Genomic DNA, 23,173 nt, shown 5'->3' on the forward strand with positions numbered 1-23,173 from the left:
TCCATGGACGACCGACGTGCAAGGGCCTACGCAGCCGAAGGCGCCGTCTGGTCCCGGCTCGCCGCACTGCTGCCGACCGCCGAGGACGTGGACGAGGTGCAGGCGTGCTGGGACATCGGCGAGCAGGAGGGCGGGCTCGATGCGCTGGTGGGCAGGCTGCTCGAACTCGGGCTCCCCATCGGCGGGTTGGAGCGGGCCGAGCTCGCGGTGATGGCCGGGCAGTGGGGGATGTGGGATCCACTCGGGGCGCGGATCGTGGCGTGTGCGGGTGAGCCCGGGCTGCTGCGGGTGTTCGAGGACGGGGCCCGGAAGACGTTGGACGTACGATCCGTCGTCCCGGGGCGTCCGTCCGCCGGGTCGGTCCTCGTGCCGTGGATCGGTTGCGTCGGGTGCGGGGTCTGCCTGGGCCGGGTCCATACGCGCGAGAAGTGGGGAGGCCTGTCGTTCGTCGCCGAGTCGTACGTGGTGTTCGGCACCGAACGGCCCCCTGAGCCGAGGGTGTTCGACCGGGAGGAGCACGGTGCCGTGTGGTCGGCGCTGGACGCGGTGCGGGGCGGCTGCGCGTGCAGGTGAGCCCGTCAGGAGCGGCGCCCTGACCGCCGTATCGGCGTGAACAGCGCCGCCACCGCGATCAGTACGCAGCAGGCGCCCGCCACCAGGCCCACCGGTGCCGTGCCCCGGCGTTCCGCCGCCCAGGTCAGGACGGCCGCGCCGGCGGGGGCCGCAGAGTAGTGGAGGGTCCAGAAGGCCGAGGTGACGCGGCCGAGCAGGGGTTCCGGCGTCACCTCCTGGCGCAGGGACATGGAGCAGGTGCCCGCGATGCCGACGCCGGCCAGGAAGACCGCGCTCAGGGCGGCCACCACGGGCACCTCCCGCGCCCAGCCGAGCCCGGCGAACGCCACGCCGCACATCGCGACCGCGCCGGTCCAGGTGCGCCCGAAGCCCAGGCGGCGGCGGATGCGCGCGACGAGCAGCGCGCCGGTGATCGTGCCGAGCGCGCCCAGCCCCATGACCGTGCCGACCGTGCGGTCGTCGTGGCCGAGGTCGTGCTTGAGGTGGTAGATGACCAGGTCGCTCAGGCCGAAGGTGAGGAAGCTGAAGACGAAGAGGAGGGCGGTGAGGGTCCGCAGGACCGGGTGGCCGTAGAGGAACGAGACCCCGGCCCGCAGGTCCCGCCACAGGCCGGTGGGCTGCGCCGGGCCGCCGTCGTCGTCCGCGGGGCGGGCGCGGAAGCGTACGAGGAGCAGGCAGGTCGCCGACACCCCGAAGCTGGCCGCGTCCACGCCGACGGCGGCGGCCGCGCCCGCCCAGCCGGCGACCAGTCCCGCGCACAGCGGGCCCAGCACCCCGGCCGCGGCGGCCGTGGCGTTCAACCGTCCGTTGGCCTCCGTCAGTTGCTCGGTGCCGACCAGGCTGCGCACGACGGTCACATAGCCGACGGCGAAGAAGGTGCCGACGGCCTCGCACAGCGGCAGCACCGCGTACAGCAGCCAGATCCGCGGGCCGAACAGCCACACCAGCGGGATCGACCCGTACAGCACCATGCGTACGAGGTCGCAGGTGATCAGCAGTCGGCGGCGGTCGACCCGGTCCACCAGCACCCCGGCGAACACCCCCGCCGCCACCGCCGCGGCGCCGCCCACCGCCGTCAGCAGACCCATGCGCGCGACCGAGCCCGTGGCCTGAAGGACCAGCAGGGGCAACGCGATCAGGGCGAAGGAGTCACCGAGGACGGAAAGGGTCTGGGCGGCCCAGAAGACACCGAAGTCCCGCTGCCGCCAAAGGGGTTGACCGGTGGGAGGAGTGACGTCCTGAGCGCGGCTGCCGTCCTTCTGCGCTTCGTACGACACCCGCACCTCCCCCGAATCCCCGGCAACCTTACGGCTCCCGGCGGCAACTGGCGACTGAGATATCCACGCACCCCGCACCCCCACCGCCACACCTCCCCCGCTACGAGGAGCAGCCGTGCCGGACACCCCCCGCACCCACCGCCGCCGTCGCGTCTTCCGCCCCCTGCCGCTCGCCGCCGCGGGCGCGTTGCTCGCCACCGCAGTCGTCACCCTCCCCCAACTCACCCCGGACGCCTCGGCCGCGAGCACCCTGCGCGGGTACGCCGACGGCCGCGGCGTGAAGATCGGCGCGGCCGTCGGCGACACCCCGCTGACCTCCGACTCGTCGTACACCACCGTCCTGGACCGGGAGTTCAACTCGGTGACGGCCGAGAACGCGATGAAGTGGGACGCGGTGGAGCCGACCCGGGGCAGCTTCAACTGGGCCGCGGCGGACCGTCTGGTGGCGCATGCCACCGCCCACCACCAGGGCGTACGCGGACACACCCTGGCCTGGTACGCACAGCTGCCGTCCTGGCTCAAGAACGGCAACTTCTCCGCCTCCGAGCTGAGTTCGATCCTCAAGAGCCACATCGACACCGAGGTCGGCCGCTACAAGGGCAAGGTGTACGCCTGGGACGTCGTCAACGAGGCGTTCAACGAGGACGGTTCGATGCGCGGTTCGCTGTGGCAGGACAAGCTCGGCACCGGCTACATCGCGAACGCGCTGAAGTGGGCCCACGCCGCCGACCCGGCGGCCAAGCTGTACATCAACGACTACAACATCGAGGCGGACAACGCGAAGAGCGACGCCCTGTACGCCCTCGCCAAGCAACTCCTCGCCGCCGGCGTCCCGTTGAACGGCATCGGCTTCCAGTCCCACTTCGTGGTCGGCGGCGTCCCCTCGTCGATGAAGGCCAACCTCAAGCGCTTCTCCGACCTCGGCCTCGAGGTCTCGGTCACCGAACTCGACATCCGCATCCCCCTCCCGGCCTCCTCCACCGAACTCGCCCAACAGTCCACCGACTACAAGACAGCAAGCGAGAACTGCCTGGGCGTACCCCGCTGCGCCGGCATCACGGTATGGGGCATCACCGACAAGTACTCCTGGATACCGGGAACGTTCAGCGGTTACGGCGCGGCACTGCCGTACAACGAGAGCTATGGGACGAAGCCGGCTTATACGGGGTTGTCTAACGGGCTCAATCCGAGTGTGTGAGCTTTTGACGTCGGAGACCGGTGGCGGGGACATGGCGCTGCGGTTGCTCGGGGAGGGCGAGTGTGCAACCAGCTCTGGCACGGCTCCGCCGACTCACCCCGCGCCGCGCTCGCCGCTGCGCGGAGGCGGCGCAGGACACCGTCACGTGCCGGCGGCCGTGGGCGAACTCGACGCGCCGCACCGGCCGCACCGCCCCCGCCGCAAACGGCCGCGGTGAACTCGCCCTTCAATGTTTCCACGAAAGCCCTTTCCGGCCACACTAGTCGACACCGAACCTGAGCATCGTTCATGTTCGGTGTCGACCTCCTCCATCCCCCCGACCGGAGACACCCCCACCATGAGACGACTGATCGGCACCCTCGCGGCCGCCGCGCTGGCCCTCACCGGCCTGGCCGCCACCGGCAGTTCACCCGCCGCCGCGGCCACGAGCGCCACCACCGGCTCGTTCGACGTGCTCACCTACAACGTCGCCGGCCTCCCCGAAGGCCTCAGCTCCAGCCATCCGGCGACCAACACCCCGCTGATCTCACCGCGGTTGGCGCCGTACGACATCGTGAACGTCCAGGAGGACTTCAACTACCACGCGGCGCTGTACGCGGACGACAACCACCCGTACCGCACCGCGACCAGCGGCGGGGCAGGCATAGGCGACGGCCTCAACACCCTCTCGAACTACCCCTTCGAGGACTTCGAGCGGGTGAAGTGGAACGACTGCACCGGCACCAACTGCCTGACCCCGAAGGGCTTCACGCTCGCCCGGGTGCGGCTGGCCGAGGGCGTCTTCCTCGACCTGTACAACGCCCACCCCAACGCGGACGACACCGACGACGCGCTCGCCGCCCGCCGCGCCAACATCGAGCAGCTCTCGGACTTCATCCAGGCGAACTCGGCGGGCAACGCGGTGATCGTCATGGGTGACACGAACACCCGCTACACGCGCACCGGCGACAACATCCGCACCCTGGTGGACGACAACGGCCTGACCGACGCGTGGGTGAAGCTGGTGAAGGGCGGTACGGCACCGGCCCAGGGCGCGGACCCGCTGCTCTGCCCGACGACGGCCCCGACGAACGACTGCGAGGTCGTGGACAAGGTCCTCTACCGCGGCAGCAAGCTGCTCTCCCTGAATGCCACGCGCTACAACAACGAGTGGGCGTCGTTCCTGGACTCCTCCGGCGGCAACCTCTCCGACCACTTCCCGCACACCGTCGACTTCTCGTACGCCCTCAACTCCTCCCTGAAGGCAAGCGACTTCTTCGGCGGCCCGCACGGCACGGCCTTCAACGACGCGGACGACCTGCCGGCCACCGTCGCCCCCCGCACCCTCACCCTGCGCGGCGGCGCCCGCCTGGACGCGGTTTCCCTGACCCACGACGGCCCCGCGACCCTGACCCACGGCGGAACGGGCGGCACGGCGACCTCCCTGACGCTCGCGTCCGGCGAACACCTCACGTCGGTGAAGCTGACGCAGGGTCAGAAGGATGACCGCACACGGATCTTCTCGGCGGCGTTCACCACGGACAAGGGCCGCACCCTGTCGTCCGGCACGGCGACCTCGGACACGGCGACCTTCACGGCACCCTCGGGCTGGCAGATCGTCGGCTTCACGGGACGGGCCGGGGACGAGATCGACAAGCTCGGCGTGCTGTACGCGCCGATCAACTGACCTACCGGCCATGTCTAGTTGAAGCTCACGGGACGGGACATGATGGCGGCGATCGCAACGACCGCCGCCATCACGTCCTCCTGCCGGTCCCGCCGAGTCAGCGCGCGTCTGCAGACAGACCGGCCAGGCCCGTGGCCCGCATGATGCGGTCGACGGTCTCCGCAAGCGCGCTGCCGGCACCGATCACCGTCTCCACACCCCCCGGCAGAAGGTCCAGCGGCCGGTACCAGGAGCGCAGCTCCGCCTCCCCGAATTCTTTCGCCTGTGGCTTGGTGGCGTGGCGGGCGAGGGTCTCCTCGAACGGGACGTCCAGGTAGTAGGCGTGCGTCGCGCCGCGGTGGTCGGCGCGCAGTCGGGCGAGCATGTCGCCGTAGCGGTCGGCGTAGAGGAGGCCTTCGACCACCACGTGGTAGCCGGCGTCGAGGGCGTATCGGGCGACGGTGTCGATCAGGCCGATGTTCGGCGCTCCGGGGCGGTCGCGTTCGCGCAGGACGACACGGCGCAGGTTGTCCTGACCGACCAGCGCCACCCCCCTCCCGAACCGGTCACGGATGCCGGCCGCGACCGACGACTTCCCCGAGGCACTGTTTCCGCGCAGGACGACCAGTCTGGTCTCTTCGGTGCCCACCATCATCCGGGCACTTTATCGACTGCGGACGGCAACCTGTGTGGGCTAGGGTGTTACCTAGGAGTCCTAGGTTTCTCTCGTCGGAGATCGCGTACACCCATGGTCAGAGCCGGTCTCACCGCCGACCGCATCGTCGCCACCGCGGCGGATCTCGCCGACGACGTCGGCTTCGAGAACGTCACGCTCTCCGCCCTGGCCCGCCACTTCGGCGTGAAGGACGCGAGTCTCTACTCGCACGTCAAGAACCTCCGGGACCTGCGCACCCGCCTCGCGCTGTCGGCCGGTGCCGAGATGATCGACCGGATCGCCGCCGCCGTGGCGGGACGGGCGGGCAAGGACGCGCTCGCCGCCTTCGCCGGCGCCTACCGGGAGTTCGCGCTGGAGCGGCCGGGACGGTACGCCGCCACCCAGATCCGTATCGACCAGTCCCTGATCGTCGACTCCCCCGTCTTCCGCCGCACCGCCGAGATCACCTACGGCATGCTCCGCGCCTACGGCCTCGAAGAGCCCGACCTCACCGACGCCGTACGCCTGTTGCGCAGCACGTTCCACGGCTACTGCGCCCTGGAGGCCGCGGGCGGCTTCGGCGCCCCGCGCGACGTACAGAGGTCGTGGGACAAGGTCGTCGACGCCCTGCACATCACGCTCGAACACTGGCCACGGGAAGGAAAGCAGGACCATGACTGACCTCCACTACGACGTACGGGGCAGCGGACCCGTCCTCCTGGTCGTCCCCGGTGGTGCCGGCCACCCCATGGGGTTCGACCCGATGACGGACGTACTCGCCGACCGCTTCACCGTCGTGACGTACGACCCCCTCGGGCTCGCCCACGGGCGGCTCGGAGAGCCCGTCGGCGACCAGCGGGTGGAGGAGTGGAGCGACGGGGCGCGCCGGGTGCTCGACGAGGTCCTCGCCGAGGGCGATTCCGCTTACGTCCTCGGGACCAGTTCCGGCGGTATCGCCGTCCTCGACCTGCTCGCCCGGCATCCGGAGCGGCTGCACCACGTCGTCGCGCACGAGCCGCCGTGCGTGGGGGTCCTGCCCGACGGAGCGCGGCAGCAGGCCATGTTCCAGGAGGTGTACGACACCTATCGCGCGGCCGGTCTGCAGGCGGCCGCCGCCCGGCTGGGCGCAGGGCTGACCGGGCAGGAGCCGGAGGAGCAGGAGAGGCGTCCGGTGGGTCAACCCCTGTCGCGGGACCAGGAGTTGGCCAAGCCCATGGCCCTCTTCCTCGCTCACGTGCTCAGGCAGTTCAGCTCGTACCGGCCCGAACTCGCCTCACTCACCGCCGCCTCCGCTCGCCTCACCCTCGCCGCCGGCTCCGACTCCCGAGGTCAACTCCTGCACCGCACGGCCGAGTTCCTCGCCGAGCGCACCGGCAGCCGCTTCGTGGAGTTCCCCGGCGGGCACGTCGGAGTGGCCGAGCATCCCGTCGCCTTCGCCGAGCGGCTCGCCAAGACGCTGGTTCCGGTCGGCGACTGACATGCCCCGCTGACCACTTGGACTTGAAGCTTCGCGGACGTCACGTGTCCGGGAACACGTGCGGCAACCTTTGATCGACCGGCGGCGACCAGGGGACATGACATCTGCAAGACGCACGACAACTCACCGCCGGGTCCGGGCCGCCCGTAGGCCCCTCATCGCCGGACTCGCCGCGACGGCAGCGCTCGGCGGCGCCTGGTACGCCACGGCCGGTGCCGCGACGACCGCCACGAGCAGCCTCGCGGTCACCACGAACACGGTGAGTCTGTCGGCCAAGTTCCCCTATCTGTCAGCCGGTTACAACAACGAGCGCGAGTGGACGCGGACGGCGACCGCGGTCGCCCCGAACGGCACCCTGCGCGTGGCCTGGCCGGCCTCCGACGGCGTCCACGTCACCCCGCTGACCTCCGCGGGCAAGCGCTCGGGTGCGGACACCGTCGTCAAGGGCACCAAGGAGGTCGGCGGTCTGGTCGCGCACAACAACGGCTTCGCGCTGCTGACCCGGGTCTCCGACACCAACAAGTGGAAGGAGACCGCGGCCGCGATCGTCCGCTACACGAACGGCAAGCAGACCTTCCGCACCAAGCTCACCAGCACGGCCACCCACGACACCTCCCCGGGACTCGACGGCCAACTCACCTGGAACGGCTCCAAGTACGGCGCGTACTTCGTCGTGCACGGCGCGGGCGGCTTCGCCGACGGGCACTTCGGCGACAAGCTGTCGTACATCAGCGCCAAGGGCTCGAAGCTGAGCGGCGGTTGGAGCTGGGGCTGCAGCCACAACGAGGGCATCGCGCTGCACGCCGAGAAGTCCGGCGCCTTCACCTCCCTCTGCTTCGACGACTGGCGCTCCGGCCTGTTCGTGTCGACGGGCATCGGCGCCCCGGACGTGGCCCCGGTGGTGCAGCGCGAGCAGTGCTGGGCGGGGTACTGCGGCGGCACGTTCCCGAGCCGTACCGGCGACCTGGTGAAGTCCTCCACCGGCCGTTACGCCACCGCCTTCGCCTCCCGCGGCGCCGCCTCCGCCAAGAAGAACCCCGCCGACTCCTCCGGCCGCGGCTGGTCGGTCACGCCGCAGACCAGCACCCACCAGGTGGCGGTCGCCTTCCTCAAGAACCGCAACTCCGGCCCCGGCAAGGCGATCCGCCTGTCCAACACCAAGGGCACGGAACACGTCAACGTGCACCTCGCCCCGTACGGCAAGGACAAGCTCCTGCTGTCCTGGGAGTCGCTGAAGAACGCCAAGTGCAAGGCCGGCACCTGCACCGGCACCTTCACGGGCACGCATCTGCGGCTCATCGACTGGAACGGGAAGTTCCAGAGTGCGGACAAGGTCGTGCAGGCGCGGATCACCGGTGACATCGCCGTCTCCGCGAACGGCACGCTGACCTGGGCGTACGTCCCGGTCACGCCGTCGTACGGTTCGGCGCTGAACGGTGCCTCCCCGACCTCGAAGACGCTGAGGATCGCCCGCCTCACGCCCTGATGCCCACAACCGGGTTAGGACAGCCGCCCGGCCATCCAGCGCAGCACCTCGACGGGCAGCGCGGGATGGCCGGCGGCCGTCCGTGCCGTGTCGGGGTTGCGCAGCAGGCCGGTCAGGACGTGGGCCGGCAGGTCCGGGTGCCGGACGACTCTGTGCCGAATATGGTCGACGGGATCGTCGAGGAGCCGTACCGCGGAGGCGGCCGTGAGCCGTGGGTCGCTCGCGGCGCGGTAGCGAACCTCGGTGTCGGGGTCCCGGCTCAGCCGCTCGACCAGCCCGGGTGTCGACTCCGGGTCGTCCAGGGCCAGTTGGCGCAGGCGCGGGTCCGGGTCTTCGGCGTACCGCAGCAGACCGGCGCGGGGGAAGTTCGGGTGGCCGCGCGGACGGTCGGGGCGGGTGAGGCTGCCGGTCCACCACTGCCACACCCCGAGCAGCACGTCGGCGGGCGCGTCGTCGCAGGACTCGGCGAGGAAGAGGTGGACGACCCGGTCCTCGTCCTTGGCCAGGCGTTCGACGACGTCCGGCGGCAGGCGGCGGGCCCGGGCCACGCTTCTGCGCACGAGCGGGTGCGAGGAGGCGGCCAGGCGGCGCATGGCGTCGGGGTCGTCGTGCAGGGCCAGCACCCAGTCGAGCTCGTGATGGCGGACACCCGGATCGAAGTCGATCGGGATGGCGGTGCGCTGTTCCTCGGTGATGTCGGGGCGGACGGACACCGCGAAACGGACCCGGGGATCGCTGTCCTGGGCGAGCAGGGCGACCAGGTCCGGGGGCAGGTGCGGACTGCGGCCGAGGGCGCGGCGCTCGGGCTGCTCCCCGTGCCGCGCCAGGTGCTCGGCGAGGTCGCGCTCCAGGCGATGGCTGCTCAGCATGTCCGTGCCGAGATCCTCGGTCTCGAAGACCGACAACGGCAGCGGGTGCTCCCGGTGGTGCTCGTGCCGGGCCGCCTTGCGCACCTTCGGCTCGGAGTCGGTGAGGAGCGCCTCCCGTGCCGGGACGTCCAGGTGCGGCCAGGCCGCCGTGCAGGCCATGGCCCGTACGGCGGGTTCGGGGTCGGTGGTCAGTTCGGCCGCCACGGACGCGGGCAGGCCCCGCAGCCGGGTGGCCTCCGCGCGGACCCGGGCGGACGGGTCGGCGGCGAGCCGACGGCAGACGTCCTCGGCGAGCTCGGCGCGCCGGTCCCCGGCCATCAGGGTGAGCGCCCAGCGGCGGCGCTCCTCCTGCTCCCCGAGGATCAGGCGGGCCCACTGCTCGGGTGTCATGACCTGCATGTCGGCCGCCGACGACCGGACCTTCCAGTCCGGGTGGTCGATGACCGCGTCCACGTCGGCCGGTGGCAGGTTGCGGTACAGGAAGTACGGCGACTTGCCCAGCAGACCGGACCGTACGTCCTTGGGCGTGGACCGGTTGTCCACGAGTCCGTGCGCCCACTGCTCGCCGGTCCGCGCATCGGGGCCGGGCTCCCGCAGCAGCGCCGCCCAGGCCTCGGCCCGCTCCTCGGGCGTCTCCCGTACGGCCGCCCGCGCGGCCTCCTCCTGCCGTTCCCGGATCCGGTCGACGGCGACCAACCGGACGGAGTCCTCCTCTGCCGTGACGCCCACCAGGGCGTCCCCGTCCACCGCCACCGTGACGAACTCCGTACCCAGCACACCGGCAAGGTCCCAGTCACCGCCGAGCCGAACCCGCGTCCAGGACCGATGCCGCCCCGTGCGGGCGCAGTCCTCGGCCACGTCGATCAGGAACACCCCGTCCGCGGCCAGGATCCCGGTCGCGGTGGCCAGTCGATACCACTCGGCGTTCACCGCGGCCGACGGGTCCCCCGCCACGGTCACCGTCGGTCCGGCCTCCGCTGCCACCACCTCACGCCAGGCGGCCCAGGGCGGCAGCACCGCCTCGCCCCGGCCGTCCCCCACGATCTCCAGCCCGGCCCGCCGCAACAGCTCCGCGAGCTCGTCTCTCCCCGTCGTCATGAGGCCTCATCCTGCCGGACGGGACTCCTCCACGACGATCTCGGTTCGGGATCCGCCGAGCAGGACCCGCACCTCGGGCCCTTCGCTCCAGCGCACGGTCAGCTCCCCGGCCCCGTCGACCCGCACGGTCACCGTCTCCTCCAGCGGCACGGGATCCGTCTCACCGGTGAGCCGGGCCAGCGCGACGAAGAGCGTGTCCCCGTCGCCGGTGACCCCGGTGAGCGCGTCCGACAGGCCGACCGCGGGCAGCAGTTCGGCCCTCAGCCCCTCTCCCGCCGCCCACCCGGTCACCCGCACCGGCGTCCCGGGATCCGCACCCGCGACCAGATGGGCCCGCACCTCCACAGCCCCCCGCGCCAGCACCGCACTGGTCACCCGCGCACCCCCGCCCGCCGTGTGCCGCGAAGCCACCCACCCGTCCCCCACGCCCAACGGCACGATCTCCGTCCGGCTCGGATCGTCGCCCACGATCACGCTGTTGTCGTACGACGAAGCGGGCTCCGTCACCGTCGAATAGGCGAGGCGCGTGTAGTACGGGTCGTAACGGACGTCCTCGCTGCCGTGGTTGTGGAGGCGGACGACACCGTCCGAACTCGTCGACTGCAACAGCCAGTTGGGAGGAGCGAGCGCCGTGAGCGCGTCGGAGCGCTCGGCCGGGCCCGGTTCCTCCCGCGCCGTCCACACCGGGTGGTCCGGCGGCAGGAGGAGGCCGAGGAAGCCCTTGCTCGCCCAGTACGGGGACGCGGGGCCCGAATAGCCTTGCAGAACAGCCGGGTTGGGGCCGTGCCAGCCGAGCGTGAGCAGGCCGCGGGAATCCACCGCGTCCCGCTCCAGGAAGTACTTCAGCGCCCCGGAGGCCAGCCTGCGCGTCTCCCCCGGCGACAGCGGCGTGTGTCCGGTCAGCGCACCCAGCCACAGCGGGACCGTCGTCGCGAACCGGTAGGTGAGGCTGCGGCCCTGGTGCATCGGGGCGCCGTCGCCGCCGAACAGGCGGGCGTAGTCGTCCAGATGACGGGAGAGCCGGCCGCCGTACAGGTCGAGCAGCCCGGCGTCGTCCGCCAGCCACGCGTGCAGCACCGGGTAGAGGTGCATCGCCCAGCCGTTGTAGTAGTCGAACTTGCGGCCGTCTCCGTCGGTGTACCAGCCCTCGCCGACGTACCACTCCTCGATCCGCGTGAGGCCCCGCTCGATCGCCTTGCGGGCGGCCTCGGTCTCGTAACCGATCTCGTCGAGGAATCCGCCCACCGTCACCGGGAACAACTCCCAGTTGCAGGGCCAGGCTTCGGCGGTCAGCGCGTCCCCGAGCCAGGCGGCCGCCCGCTGTCGTACGCCTTCGTCCAGCCGGTCCCACAGCAGCGGGCGGGTCAGTCGCAGCGCGAGGGCGATCGAGGCCGCCTCGACCAGGGGCTGACTGCGGTCCTCGATCCGGGGCCAGACGCCCGCGACGCCGGCCGCGAGTCCCTCGGCGTACCGCTGCAGCGCGGTCTCGTCGCGCCGGAAGGCCGCGGCGAGCAGCGTACGGGCGTAGCCCTCCAGGCCGTCGGAGAGCCGGCCGGACCAGCTCGCCCGGTCGCCGGGGAGGTGGTAGAGCGCGCCGCCCTCCGCGGCGTACGGCTCGACCGCGGCGAGCAGGGCGTCGGCGGCCGCCTCCCAGTGGGCGCGGGTGCAGCCGCTGTGCGGGCTCAGGGTGCGGTCGTCGGAGGGCAGGTGCATCGGCTCACTTTCAGGGCTTGCGGCCACGCGCGAAGCGTGGGACCCGGCAACGGACGAAGGGGGGAACCTGGGGCGCCCCGGTTCCGGTCGAGACGCCCCAGGAGTTCATCCCACCCGCACCAGGCCCTTCGGCACCAGATGCTGGGCGACAAGTGCGTCGCGGACAAGTCCTGCGTACACCGTGGCGCCGTGGACGGAGGTGTGGGTGTTGTCCTTCTTCTCGTTGTACAGATAGATCGCCTTGGAGCCCTCGACTCCCAGGGACTCCACCAGCGCCTTCGTCTTCGCCGTCAGGTCGATCAGCGGAACGTGCCGTGCCGCGGCGACCGAGCGGATGACAGCAGGATGGTCCACGCCGAGGCTGTTGACCAGCAGCGCGGTGTCGTTGTTCAGGGTGCCGTCGGCATTGAACCAGCGCCGCACGATGGGAGTCACCAGCACCGGCCTCCCGCCCTTCTCCCGTACACCCGCCACCAGTGTCTCCACATTGGCGCGGTACGTCGCCTCGTCGGTGGTCTTGTCATTGTGGGCGAGCTGGATCAGGACCAGGTCGCCGGGGCGGATCAGCGGCTGGACGGTGGCCCAGAGCTGAGGATTCTGCAGATACGTCACCGTACTCTCGCCGGAGTCCGCGTAGTTGGCGACGGACAGGCCCTTGCGGAGGTACTGCGGCAGTTGCTGGCCCCAGCCGGAGTACGGGGCGGCGGGCTGGTCGCACACCGTGGAGTCGCTGACCAGGAAGATCTGCCGGGTGTGGGCCGCGGCCGGGGTGACGCGGATGTCGGCGAGCGCGGGGGCCGAGCCGCCGAGCACCAGGTCGAGGCCGGGGGTCCCGTCCGGGCCGGTCGGCTCCCCTTCCGGCGTGCGGACGTTCACGGTGAAGCTGCGGGCCACCCGCTCGCCGGCCGCGGCGGGCGTCTCGGGGAGCAGGGAGCGCCGGGTCTCGCCACTGACGGCGGTGCTCGACGCGGTCTCGCCGCCGAGGAGGACCCGCACGTCGTAGGTGCCGGGCGGGACGTCGAAGTGGCAGGCGCCGGCGGTGCAGTTGTCGATGCCCAGGGGCGTCGCTCCCGCGTGGGCCTGGGCCGGTACGGCGGTCAGGCCGGCGCTCAGCGTCAGCGCCGCCAGCACGGCGAGGTTGAAACGTCTCATTCGCGAATCCCTCCGAGGAAACGAGCGGACGACAAGGCCTGGCGGCTGGGACCGTACCGCTGTTGGCAAGCGCTTTCTAGCCCTTGCGCCAATTTCACAAGATTGCCAACCTCCAGCGCGCGAAAGCCCTTTCGCGAAATCGATTCAACTGTCACTCTCACAACCACTCGCACCCCCACAGCTTCCGAAGGAGGCACCCCCATGTCCGACACCGCGAACAGAGCGGTCGGCCGCCGTACCTTCGTCCTCGGTTCCGCTGCCGCCGCCGGGACGGCCGCCCTCGCCGGGCCGCTCGCCGCCCCGGCGTCGGCCGCGACCTTCGGCTGGAGCGACGACGGGTCGAACTACGTCGTCGACACCGGCGCAAGCCTGGTCTTCAAGGTCAGCAAGACCAACGGCGACCTGACCTCGCTGGTCTACAAGGGCACGGAGTACCAGGGCTACGGCGGTAAGAACTCGCACATCGAATCCGGCCTGGGCACCTCCACGGTGAGCCTCAAGCAGTCCGGTTCGACGATCCTGATCTCCGTCGCCCACGGCACGCTTCGGCACTACTACGCGGCCCGCAGCGGCGAGAACAACGTCTACCTGTGGACCAACAAGGCCGACACCTCGGTCAGCGCGACCCGCTACATCGTGCGCGTCCAAGCGGGCAAGTTCCTCAACGACGAGCCCGACTCGTACACCTACGCGCCGACCACCATCGAGGCCTCGGACGTGTTCGAGAAGTCCGACGGCCAGACCCGCTCGAAGCACTACTCCAAGGTGCGGGTCATCGACTACGACTACACCGGCTGGACGACGGGGAGCGTTGGCCTGTACGTCGTGCGCTCCAACCACGAGAAGGCCTCCGGCGGCCCCTTCTACCGCTCCCTGCTGCGGCACCAGAGCGCCGACGGCGGCGGCCTGTACGAGATCCTCTACTACGGCGAGAACCAGACGGAGTCCCAGCGCTTCGGCCTGCAGGGCCCGTACGTCATCGCCTTCACGGACGGCGGCGCGCCCTCCTCCGCGCTGTACCACGGGAACCTCACCACCTCGTGGGCGGACTCGCTCGGCATGTCCGGGTACGTCGCGGCGAGCGGCCGGGGCAAGGTCGCCGGCGTCGGGATCACCGGGCGCAACACGGCGTTCCCTTACACCGTCGGGCTCGCCAACTCGGCCGCGCAGTACTGGGGTTCGGCCCGCTCCTCCGACGGCTACTTCTCCGTCGAGGGCATCCTGCCGGGGACGTACACACTCACCGTCTTCAAGGGTGAACTGGCCGTCCACACCACCTCGGTGACGGTCACCGCGGGCGGCACGACCACGCTCAACACCCTCGCGATCCCGTCCTCCAACGACCCGGGCAACGCGAGCGCGATCTGGCGGATCGGCGACTGGAACGGCTCGCCGAGCGGGTTCAAGAACGCGGACCTGATGACGTACGCGCATCCGTCCGACAGCCGGGCCGCGTCCTGGACCGGCAACGTCGTCATCGGCAGCGGCTCCGAGACCTCGGCCTTCCCCTGCTATCTGTGGAAGGACGTCAACAGCGGCATCATCGTCTACTTCAAGCTGACCGCCGCCCAGGCCGCCGCCGCGCACACCCTGCGCATCGGCGTGACGACGGCCTACGCGAACGGCAGGCCGCAGGTCGTCGTCAACGACACCTGGACCTCCGCCGTCCCCTCGCCGCCCTCCCAGCCGAGCACCCGGTCGCTGACCGTGGGCTCTTACCGGGGCAACAACTACACGTTCACCTACAGCGTGCCGGCGTCCGCCTGGCTGACGGACACCGGCGCGTACAACACGCTGAAGATCTATGTGGCGAGCGGTTCGGGGACGACGTCCTTCCTCAGCGCGGGCACCTCGATCGACGCGATCGACCTGCTGCCCTGATCGGTTCCCACCCCATGTGATCCGACGTCAGGTTCCGCGCGTCCACTGCTGGTTGGTCGCTCCGCTGCAGGTGTACGTGATGATCGCGGCGGAGTTGGCGGTGGACGCGCCGGACACGTCCAGGCACTCGCCGCTCGCGCGGGAGACGACGTTGACGTAGGAGCCGGACGTGGTCAGCGACCACTGCTGGGTGGTGGCCGTGCTGCTGCAGTTCTCCTGGGTGACCGTGCTCGCGTTCTCCTGCACGCACAGGGAGCTGTTCCTGACCACCAGTTGGTAGTAGCCGCTGCCGAGGGACTTGAACCAGTACTTCTGGTTGGTGCCACCGTTGCAGTCGTACTGCTTGATCTGCGCGCCCTGCCACAGCGACTGACTGGTCACGTCGGCACACTTGCCGCTGTGCCGGGCGATCAGCGTGTTGTACGTGGCGCTCGTGCCGGAGACGGTCCCGGCGGCCGTGTCGACGGTGACCTCCGGGTACCAGGACATGGACATCGAGGTCGAGCTCGGGAAGGTCAGCGGCAGCCAGACGTAGCGCGAGTCGTTGACGGTCCCGCCGAAGGAGTTGCCCCAGCGGTCGCCCATGTAGAGGTACGAGGTGCCCGAAGTCCCGGTGACCGGGAGGACGTACGCGGTCTGCGAGTTGTACGCCGTGGAGTCGCCGACGTTGGTCCACGACGTCCAGGGGCCGGACAGGGAGGTCGCGGTGGCGTACTGCTGCTGGTTGGCGCTCCAGCCGGTGGCGCCCGAAGTCAGCATGAAATAGACGCCGTTGCGCTTGAACAGCGCCGGTGCCTCGCGATGGCCGCCCGGCCAGGGGTTGGCGACCAGGCTGTCGATGGCGGTGTAGTCGGCGGTGAGCTTGTAGATGTGCAGGTCGTAGTTCTCGTTGGCCGCCGAGACCATGTAGCCGGTGCCGTCGGTGTCGACGAAGGTCGTGATGTCCCGGGACATGTACTGGCCGAGCGGCTGGAAGCTGCCCTGGTACGTGTAGTTCCCGTCGATCGTGGAGGAGACGGCGACGGCGGCGCGGGCCTGGCTGTAGTCGGTGCCGTTCTCCTTGTGCATCCACATCACGAACTTGCCGGTGGAGGCGTTGTAGATGACCTTGGGCCGCTCGATGTAGGCGGTGCCCAGCTCGGAGGCGCTGGACTGGGTCAGGACGTGGTTCCTGAACTCCCAGTTCTTCAGGTCGGTGGAGCGGTAGGCGTCCACGTACTTGAAGGTGTTGTCGGAGTTGCGGTCCTCACCGAACCAGTAGTAGTACGAGCCGACCTTGATGACCCCGCCGCCGTGGGCGTGGACGACGTTGCCCGAAGTGTCGCTGAACTGGACGCCGTTGGTGACGGTCTGGGCGGCGGCCTGCGCCGGGCCCGCGGTCACGAGGGCGGCGGCCAGCGCCAGACAGAGGGCGAGCAGTACCGCGTACGCACGTCTCATCTCAGACACTCTCCTTCACCGAGTCGGCGGCGGTGTCCGTCGCCGTGTCTGCCACGGGGATGCCGAAGTCGGGGCTGCCGTCCCGGTTCCAGCCCAGCTTCTGGATCCGGGTGTGGCGGTTGGGGTCGTTCAGGGGGTCGCCGGTGATCTCCTTGTACTGGCGGGCGTGGTAGACGAGGACGTCGCTGCGACCGTCCTCGGCGACCGTGAAGCAGTTGTGGCCGGGACCGTACTGCTTGGTGGTGTCGCTGCTGGTGAAGACGGGGGTCGGCGACTTGGACCAGTTCGCGGGGTCCATCGGGTCGGCGTTCGCGTCGGCGGTCAGCAGGCCCATGCAGTAGTGGTGGTCGGTGGCGCTGGCCGAGTAGGACAGGAAGAGCCGACCGCCCCGGGCGAGGACCGCGGGGCCCTCGTTGACCTTGTAGCCGATGCACTCCCAGTCGTACTCCGGTGTGGAGAGCCGGACTTGAGGACCCGTCAGGGTCCACGGGTTCGCCATCCTCGAGATCCAGAGGGCGGTGTTGTTGTCCATGCCGGGCTCGTGCTGGGCCCAGACGAGGTAGCGGCTGCCCCGGTGGGCGAAGGTGGTGGCGTCGAGCGAGAAGGTCTCCCAGGCCGTTCTGACCTGTCCCTTCTCCACCCAAGTCCCCTTGAACGGGTCGGGGTTGGCGTTCTCCAGGACCCAGATGCGGATGTCCCACACGCTCTCGGCGGGCGCGGAGGCGAAGTAGACGTACCACTTGCCGCCGATGCGGTGGATCTCCGGCGCCCAGATGTGCGCGCCCATCGAACCGGTGGCGTGCTTCGTCCAGACGACGGACTCGGCGGCGGTCGCAAGACCGTTCAGGGTGCGGGAGCGGCGCAGGACGATGCGGTCGTACTCGGGGACGGTGGCCGTGAAGTAGTAGTGGCCGTCGGCGTGCCGGTGGATGTACGGGTCGGCACGCTGACGGACGAGCGGGTTCACGAACGGCGCTGCCTTCCGGGTCGGGGCGGCGGTGGCCACGGCCGGTGTGGCTGCCAGGGCGCCCGCGGCCAGGGCGGCTCCCTTGAGCATCAGGCGGCGGCTGGGGACGGGGAGGACCTTGGGGAGGTCGTCATCGCGGCTCATACGGTTGCCTCTCAGAGGCGTTCGGGATAACGAACAAGATCTGTCATTACGAACGCTGGAAAGGTAAGGGTGTGGAACGAGGAGGTCAACGGGTCGGACGGGACATTTAGAGAGCGCTTTCCAACGCGTCCGTCCTGGGCACCGCTTTTCCGTATCGGCCGTGCTTTTTCTGTTATCGACGCCGCACCCGGCCGTCTCCACTCTCGTGCACAGCCATACCCACAAGACAGCAGCCGTCGCCGGAGCCCTCGCGGCGGTAGCCGCCCTGCTCGCCACCGCTCCCCCGGCAGCGGCGGCCGGCGCCCGCGATGTCACCGCCGACGTACTCGCCGACCGGGACGTGACGCTCACCGGCGACACGGTGGTCACCGTGCCGTCCGGGACGACGACGTACGACGGGGTGTTCCGCGGCGAGGGCACGCTCACCGTGCGCGGCGGCGGGACGCTGGTCCTCACCAAGGACAGTGACTTCACGCTCCCGAAGGCGCGGCAGCACCAGGTCGTGAAGACGCAGGGCGGCAACCACCCGTACACCACGGTGACCAACCCCGACGCGGCCGCGATCACGGTCGAGCGCGGGACGACCCTGCAGTACGGCACCGGCGGCGGCACCGGCCTGATCGGCCACTTCCCGTACAGCACGCCGGGCTACCAGCTCAACCAACTCAACGTCCGGGTCGACGGCACGCTCCGCCTCTCCCTCACCCGCACGTTCAACATCGGCACCATCAGCGGCTCGGGCCTGGTCACCCAGCCCCGCAACATGTGGGGCACCCTCGACCTGGCCGGCACCCACCCCTTCTCCGGTGTGATCGACAACGGCACGGGGATGGCGGTCGGCCGCCCCGAGTACCCGGTCGCCCTCCCCCACGCGCGTGCGATCCTCAACCAGGGCTCCTGGATCATCGACACCCCGCTCTACCAGACGATCACGCTGCGCCAGAACTTCTACCAGCGCGCGTACGGCAGCGACGTCAACGTGCACACCCGGCCAGGCAGCAAGGTCGTGCTCACCGGCCAGTACAGCTACAGCGACCGGGGCGGTGACACGAACCCCTCGCTCAGCGACCGGAACCTCAACTGGCGTGCGATCGCCCACCAGTTGAACAAGCGGGGCACCAACATCGAGGGCGCGGACGTGCAGTGGGGTGACGGCACGACCCACCAGATCTTCATGCCGGGCACCAAGGACACCGTCTACATCAACATGCACGAGAAGAGCGGCCGCCGCTCGAAGCTGACCTTCGCCTACGACGGCCCCGTCACCCTCGGCGCCCCGATCGGCGGCGGCAGGTACCACGACACCCTCGCCGCGCCCGGCGCCGGGGACGTCGTCATCGCGGGGACGCGCGGGAACGACGTGACGTTCGCGGCGAAGCAGTACTACGACGGCTCCACGACGATTCGCAAGGGCGCGGTGCTGCGGCTGGGCCTGGGGGCGGGCAGCGGCGACGGCTCGCTGATGACGGGAACGGCACGCCGCCGGGTGCTGAACGACGGGACGCTCGTCGTGCAGAACGCCTCGACTCCCGTGTCGCTGTCCCGGATCAGCGGCTCGGGCGCGCTCGTCCAGTCGGGCGCCGCGACGGCGACGCTGACGGGGAGCGCGGTGACGTACACCGGGACGACGACCGTCAGGAAGGGCACGCTGGCGCTCCGGGACGGCGCAACTCTCGTACGGAGCAAGGCGATTCGGCTGACCTCGGCGGGGTCGCGGCTGGACGTGGGGGCGGCCGGCCTGCGGGTGGCCACCGCTCTGACCGGCAAGGGCACCGTGAAGGGAGCGGTGACCAACGAAGGCGTGGTCGCGGGCTGCGTCACCGTCTCCGGCGCCTACACGCAGCACGCGAAGGGCGAACTCGTCCTGGGCGAACGGCCGTTGAAGGTCGGCGGGGCGGTCCGGCTGGCGGGGGACCTCGACCTGTCGGCCGCCGGGACGAAGCCTGCCCGCAAGATCACCGTCCTCGATCACGCGGGGAAGTCGAAGACCACGGGCACGTTCAAGGGGCTCGCGGAAGGCGCCCGCCTGAAGCTCGCCGACACCACGTACCGCATCTCCTACCGCGGCGGCGACGGCAACGACGTCACCCTGACCGCGACCACCGCGAGCCACTCCCCCGCCGCCGCCCCGGACCCGTCCACGTCCGGCACGGCGGCGGCCGCCGACCCCCGCACATCGAACACGGCGAGCAGCGGCCTGGGTTGGTGGCCGTACGTTCTGGCCGTGGGACTGCTCATCGGTCTCGTGATACCGGCGGTCAGGCGGGGGCGGAGCGGGCGGCGGAGGGGTGGGCGGCATTCGGCGCACGGGCGGCCGTAACTCCCTTGAGTGACCGGGGGTTTGCAACCGTGACCCGGCCGGGGAACGTCACCGGAGTGAGGGGGCGTCTTCGGCGGTGAGAGGGCGGGGTCATGGGCAACGGGTCGAGCCGGGCGGTGCGGCACGCGGTCGTGGCCGTCGGGTCCCTGGTGTTCACCCTAGGTGCCGTGGCGCCGCTCGTCGTTCGGCGGAGTGCCGGGATGTGGTTCCTGGGCGGCGTCGGCATGCTCGTCGGCACGGCTCTCGTCGTCGGAGCCCGTGTGCTGGACAGCCGTGACGCGCGGCTGCGGCAGCCCCGGAGCGTGGACGCCGTCGTACGACTGACCTCCGACCAGGCGCTGCGGGGTGTGACCGCCAGAGTCCCGCTGACCGCACGGCCGCTGTGCCCCGGATGCGGCGGCGGGGGCCGGCGCCGACGCAGGGCGTGTTGGAGGTGCCTGGGCACCGGGCTCGGTGCGGTCGGCCGGCTGACCCGTGAGATCAAGGTCCCGGCAGGCGTGCGGCACGGGGCCACCCTGACGGTGCCCGGGAGCGGAGCCCCCGGAGGACGGGGCCGTTCGGACGGAGACCTCCGGCTGTCCTTCCGGGTCGGGAACGAGGGAACTCCCCCGCACGACCGGGAACCGCACCTGCCGGATCGACCGAGGCCGACGCCACAGCGGACGCCGTATCGCAGCGAAGCGCAACCGCCGTCTGGGAACCCGGTCACCGTCCGCACCCGCAAGCGGGACACCGAGTTCACCGTGGCCGCGTCCGGCATCGTCGTGCGGGACGAGATGCGCAGCCACACCGGCGCCCGCTGGCGGACCCGTCTGGCCCTCCGCTGGGAGGAGATCGCCGACCTGGGCTTCGACTACGGCAGCCACGACTCCGTCGTCTCGCTCTGGGCGGTGTGCACGGACGGCAGCCCACGCAGGCCCGTCGCCGACGCTCGTGCGCTCACCGGCGCGCAGTGGGAGGAACTGGCTCTCGCGGCCCGCGCGTTGAGCAACGGGCGGATCCGCATCGACCTCACCCGGCTCGACGCCACCGGCATTCTGCGCGACACCTGAACGGCCGACCGCACCTCACCGCCCGCTGCTCCACAGGGCCTGCGTGGACGTCTCGGCCGCAGGCCGAGGCGGCTCCGGCGTGGTGACCGGCTCCGGCTCGACTACCGTCGACCCCATGACCCGCACCATCACCCTCGCCGCAGCCCTCGCCACCCGCACCGTCGTGCTCGACGGCGGTATGTCCAACCAGCTCGAGGCCGCCGGGCACGATCTGAGTGACGAGCTGTGGTCGGCGCGGCTGCTCGCCGAGCGGCCCGAGGCGATCACCGAGGCGCACCTCGCCTACTTCGAGGCGGGTGCGGACGTGGCGATCACGTCGAGCTACCAGGCCACGTTCGAAGGCTTCACCAAGCGCGGCATCAGCCGGGAGAGGGCTGCCGAACTCCTCGCCCTGAGCGTGGAGTCGGCCCGCGAGGCGGCGCGGCAGGCGCAGGCGAAGGGGGTCGTACGGCCGCTGTGGGTGGCGGCGTCCGCCGGCCCGTACGGGGCGATGCTCGCGGACGGTTCCGAGTACCGGGGGCGGTACGGACTGAGCGTCGACGAGCTGGAGCGCTTCCACCGGCCCCGCCTGGAGGTGCTGGCCGCGGCCGGTCCCGACGTGCTGGCGCTGGAGACGGTGCCCGACACCGACGAGGCGGCGGCGCTGCTGCGGGCGGTCCGCGGACTGGGGGTACCCGCCTGGCTGTCGTACACGGTCGACGGTGGGCGGACACGGGCCGGTCAGCCGCTGGACGAGGCCTTCGCCCTCGCCGCCGACGCGGACGAGGTGATCGCGGTCGGCGTCAACTGCTGCGCCCCCGAGGACGTCGAGGGTGCCGTCGAGACCGCTGCCCGCGTCACCGGCAAGCCGGTCGTCGTCTACCCCAACAGCGGCGAGGCCTGGGACGCCGGGGCCCGCGCCTGGACCGGCCGCTCCTCCTTCACGCCCGAGCAGGTGACGGGCTGGCGGACGTCCGGGGCCCGGCTGATCGGCGGGTGCTGCCGGGTGGGCCCGGAGGCGATCGCCGGGATCGCGCGGACGCTGACGGCGGCGTAACTCCTGTCGGCTCCCCCGTGCCGCTGCTAGCCTCCGGATCGGGAACCGGTTGCCGTCGCGTTGCCGCAGTTCCCGAGGGGTGGGCGTCGGTGCCCGGGAGAGGGGCGAGGCAGGTATGACGAGAAAGAGCGAGGACGCGAGCCGCGGCACGATCCGGGATGTGGCGGCCCGCGCGGGGGTGTCCGCGTCGACGGTGTCGCGCGTGCTCGGCGGGGTGTATCCGGTGAGCGCGGCGACGCGTACGCGCGTGATGCAGGCCGTGCGCGAGATGGACTACGTCGCCGACGCGCGCGCCAAGGCGGTCGCGGGCGTCGGGACCCCCACCCTCGCCTTCGTCCTTGAGGACATCACCGGACCCTCGTTCGCGCACATGGCGCACGGCGTGGAGCGCGAGGCGACCCGGCTCGGGCATCTGTGCCTGGTGTGCAGCACGGAGGGGGACGTCCGGCACGAGCTGGAGTTCGTCGAGATGATGCGCGCCCAGCGCGCCGCCGCCGTGATCCTGGTGGGCGGCGCCGCCGACACCCCGGAGTACCGCGAGCGCACCCGCCGTATGGCCGACTCGCTGGCGTCGGCCGGTTCGCGCCTGGTGCTGTGCGGCCGGCCGCCGCTCGGCCCCGACGCCCCGGTGACGGTCATCGAGTACGACAACGAGGGCGGCGCCTTCGCCCTGGTCGCCCATGTCCTCGCCCAGGGGCACCGCCGTGTCCTGTTCCTCGGCGGCAAACCGGACCACACGACGGCCCAGGGCCGCGAGCGCGGCTACCTCGCCGCACACCGCGCCCGCGGCCTCGAACCCGACCCGGCCCTTCTCCTGCACGGCGACTTCACCCGCGACGCCGGGCACCGCCTGATGCGCGAGGCTCTGAAGGAGGGGGTGGAGTTCACGGCCGTGGTCGCCGCCACGGACATGGTCGCGGCCGGCGCGCTGACCGCCCTGCACGAGGCGGGCCTGGACGTCCCGGGTGACGTCTCACTGGCCGGTTACGACGACATCCCGTTCGCCCGCGACCTGCACCCCGCCCTGACCACGGTGCACGTCCCGTACGAGGAACTGGGCCGCCTCGCCGTCCGTACGGCCCTGGGCCGCACCGCGGAGACGCCCGCCGAGCATCTGCTACTGGGGACGCATGTGGTGGTGCGGGACTCGGTGGCCGCGGTGAAGGAGTAGCGGCCCCGGGTCCTGGTGC

General features: G+C 71.1%; 18 protein-coding genes. 11 read left to right on the forward strand and 7 right to left on the reverse strand.

Features of this window, described 5'->3' with window-relative positions:
• Positions 1–3 precede the first annotated feature (3 nt).
• On the forward strand, positions 4–573 hold the full coding sequence (locus OG303_RS12990) for a hypothetical protein (RefSeq protein ID WP_405868017.1): 570 nt from the start codon (positions 4–6) through the stop codon (positions 571–573).
• A 5-nt stretch (positions 574–578) separates the two neighbouring features.
• Here the strand turns inward: OG303_RS12990 and OG303_RS12995 are convergent, their stop codons facing one another.
• Entirely contained in the window at positions 579–1,850 is a 1,272-nt protein-coding gene (locus tag OG303_RS12995; protein ID WP_405868019.1) for an MFS transporter, read from the reverse strand.
• A gap of 115 nt (positions 1,851–1,965) precedes the next feature.
• On the opposite strand from OG303_RS12995, the gene OG303_RS13000 reads away from it, so the two are divergent.
• Together OG303_RS13000 and OG303_RS13005 are read left to right on the forward strand one after the other, a co-directional pair.
• Entirely contained in the window at positions 1,966–3,048 is a 1,083-nt protein-coding gene (locus OG303_RS13000; protein ID WP_405868021.1) for an endo-1,4-beta-xylanase, read from the forward strand.
• 337 nt (positions 3,049–3,385) lie between these two features.
• On the forward strand, positions 3,386–4,714 hold the full coding sequence (locus OG303_RS13005) for a jacalin-like lectin (protein WP_405868023.1): 1,329 nt from the start codon (positions 3,386–3,388) through the stop codon (positions 4,712–4,714).
• A 97-nt stretch (positions 4,715–4,811) separates the two neighbouring features.
• Here the strand turns inward: OG303_RS13005 and OG303_RS13010 are convergent, their stop codons facing one another.
• On the reverse strand, positions 4,812–5,345 hold the full coding sequence (locus OG303_RS13010; protein WP_405877237.1) for a kinase: 534 nt from the start codon (positions 5,343–5,345) through the stop codon (positions 4,812–4,814).
• A gap of 96 nt (positions 5,346–5,441) precedes the next feature.
• Here OG303_RS13010 and OG303_RS13015 point away from each other — a divergent pair, with 96 nt between their 5' ends.
• From OG303_RS13015 to OG303_RS13025, 3 genes are all read left to right on the forward strand, one after another.
• Positions 5,442–6,029, forward strand: coding sequence for a TetR/AcrR family transcriptional regulator (locus OG303_RS13015; RefSeq protein WP_405868025.1), 588 nt, complete (start codon positions 5,442–5,444; stop codon positions 6,027–6,029).
• Entirely contained in the window at positions 6,022–6,825 is an 804-nt protein-coding gene (locus tag OG303_RS13020) for an alpha/beta fold hydrolase (RefSeq protein ID WP_405868027.1), read from the forward strand. The genes OG303_RS13015 and OG303_RS13020 overlap by 8 nt, the downstream gene beginning before the upstream one ends.
• A gap of 97 nt (positions 6,826–6,922) precedes the next feature.
• Positions 6,923–8,311 (forward strand): hypothetical protein, encoded by a 1,389-nt coding sequence (locus OG303_RS13025; protein ID WP_405868029.1) that lies wholly within the window; start codon positions 6,923–6,925, stop codon positions 8,309–8,311.
• A gap of 14 nt (positions 8,312–8,325) precedes the next feature.
• Here OG303_RS13025 and OG303_RS13030 read toward each other — a convergent pair whose 3' ends face one another.
• The 3 genes from OG303_RS13030 to OG303_RS13040 all read right to left on the reverse strand — a co-directional run bounded on the left by OG303_RS13030 (position 8,326) and on the right by OG303_RS13040 (position 13,143).
• Positions 8,326–10,278, reverse strand: coding sequence for a PE-PGRS family protein (locus OG303_RS13030; protein WP_405868031.1), 1,953 nt, complete (start codon positions 10,276–10,278; stop codon positions 8,326–8,328).
• Positions 10,279–10,284: 6 nt separating this feature from the next.
• Positions 10,285–11,991, reverse strand: a complete 1,707-nt coding sequence (locus OG303_RS13035) for a DUF2264 domain-containing protein (protein WP_405868033.1) — start codon at positions 11,989–11,991, stop codon at positions 10,285–10,287.
• Positions 11,992–12,096: 105 nt separating this feature from the next.
• Complete coding sequence (locus OG303_RS13040) at positions 12,097–13,143, reverse strand: rhamnogalacturonan acetylesterase (protein WP_405868035.1); 1,047 nt, start codon at positions 13,141–13,143, stop codon at positions 12,097–12,099.
• A gap of 201 nt (positions 13,144–13,344) precedes the next feature.
• Between OG303_RS13040 and OG303_RS13045 the strand changes: the two genes are divergently transcribed.
• Positions 13,345–15,024 (forward strand): rhamnogalacturonan lyase B N-terminal domain-containing protein, encoded by a 1,680-nt coding sequence (locus tag OG303_RS13045; protein ID WP_405868037.1) that lies wholly within the window; start codon positions 13,345–13,347, stop codon positions 15,022–15,024.
• 27 nt (positions 15,025–15,051) lie between these two features.
• Here the strand turns inward: OG303_RS13045 and OG303_RS13050 are convergent, their stop codons facing one another.
• A complete protein-coding gene (locus tag OG303_RS13050) occupies positions 15,052–16,464 on the reverse strand; it encodes an RICIN domain-containing protein (RefSeq protein ID WP_405868039.1) in 1,413 nt (470 codons plus the stop codon).
• A 1-nt stretch (position 16,465) separates the two neighbouring features.
• On the reverse strand, positions 16,466–17,575 hold the full coding sequence (locus OG303_RS13055) for a family 43 glycosylhydrolase (RefSeq protein ID WP_405868041.1): 1,110 nt from the start codon (positions 17,573–17,575) through the stop codon (positions 16,466–16,468).
• A 205-nt stretch (positions 17,576–17,780) separates the two neighbouring features.
• On the opposite strand from OG303_RS13055, the gene OG303_RS13060 reads away from it, so the two are divergent.
• From OG303_RS13060 to OG303_RS13075, 4 genes are all read left to right on the forward strand, one after another.
• Complete coding sequence (locus tag OG303_RS13060) at positions 17,781–19,895, forward strand: autotransporter (protein WP_405877239.1); 2,115 nt, start codon at positions 17,781–17,783, stop codon at positions 19,893–19,895.
• A gap of 92 nt (positions 19,896–19,987) precedes the next feature.
• Complete coding sequence (locus OG303_RS13065) at positions 19,988–20,947, forward strand: DnaJ C-terminal domain-containing protein (protein WP_405868043.1); 960 nt, start codon at positions 19,988–19,990, stop codon at positions 20,945–20,947.
• Positions 20,948–21,062: 115 nt separating this feature from the next.
• Positions 21,063–21,983, forward strand: coding sequence for a homocysteine S-methyltransferase (gene mmuM / locus OG303_RS13070; RefSeq protein WP_405868044.1), 921 nt, complete (start codon positions 21,063–21,065; stop codon positions 21,981–21,983).
• 115 nt (positions 21,984–22,098) lie between these two features.
• Positions 22,099–23,154 carry a LacI family DNA-binding transcriptional regulator gene (locus OG303_RS13075; protein ID WP_405868046.1) on the forward strand — a complete coding sequence of 352 codons (1,056 nt, stop codon included), beginning with the start codon at positions 22,099–22,101 and terminating at the stop codon, positions 23,152–23,154.
• Positions 23,155–23,173: the final 19 nt, after the last annotated feature.

Source organism: Streptomyces sp. NBC_00005 (assembly GCF_045160215.1).
GTDB lineage: Bacteria > Actinomycetota > Actinomycetes > Streptomycetales > Streptomycetaceae > Streptomyces.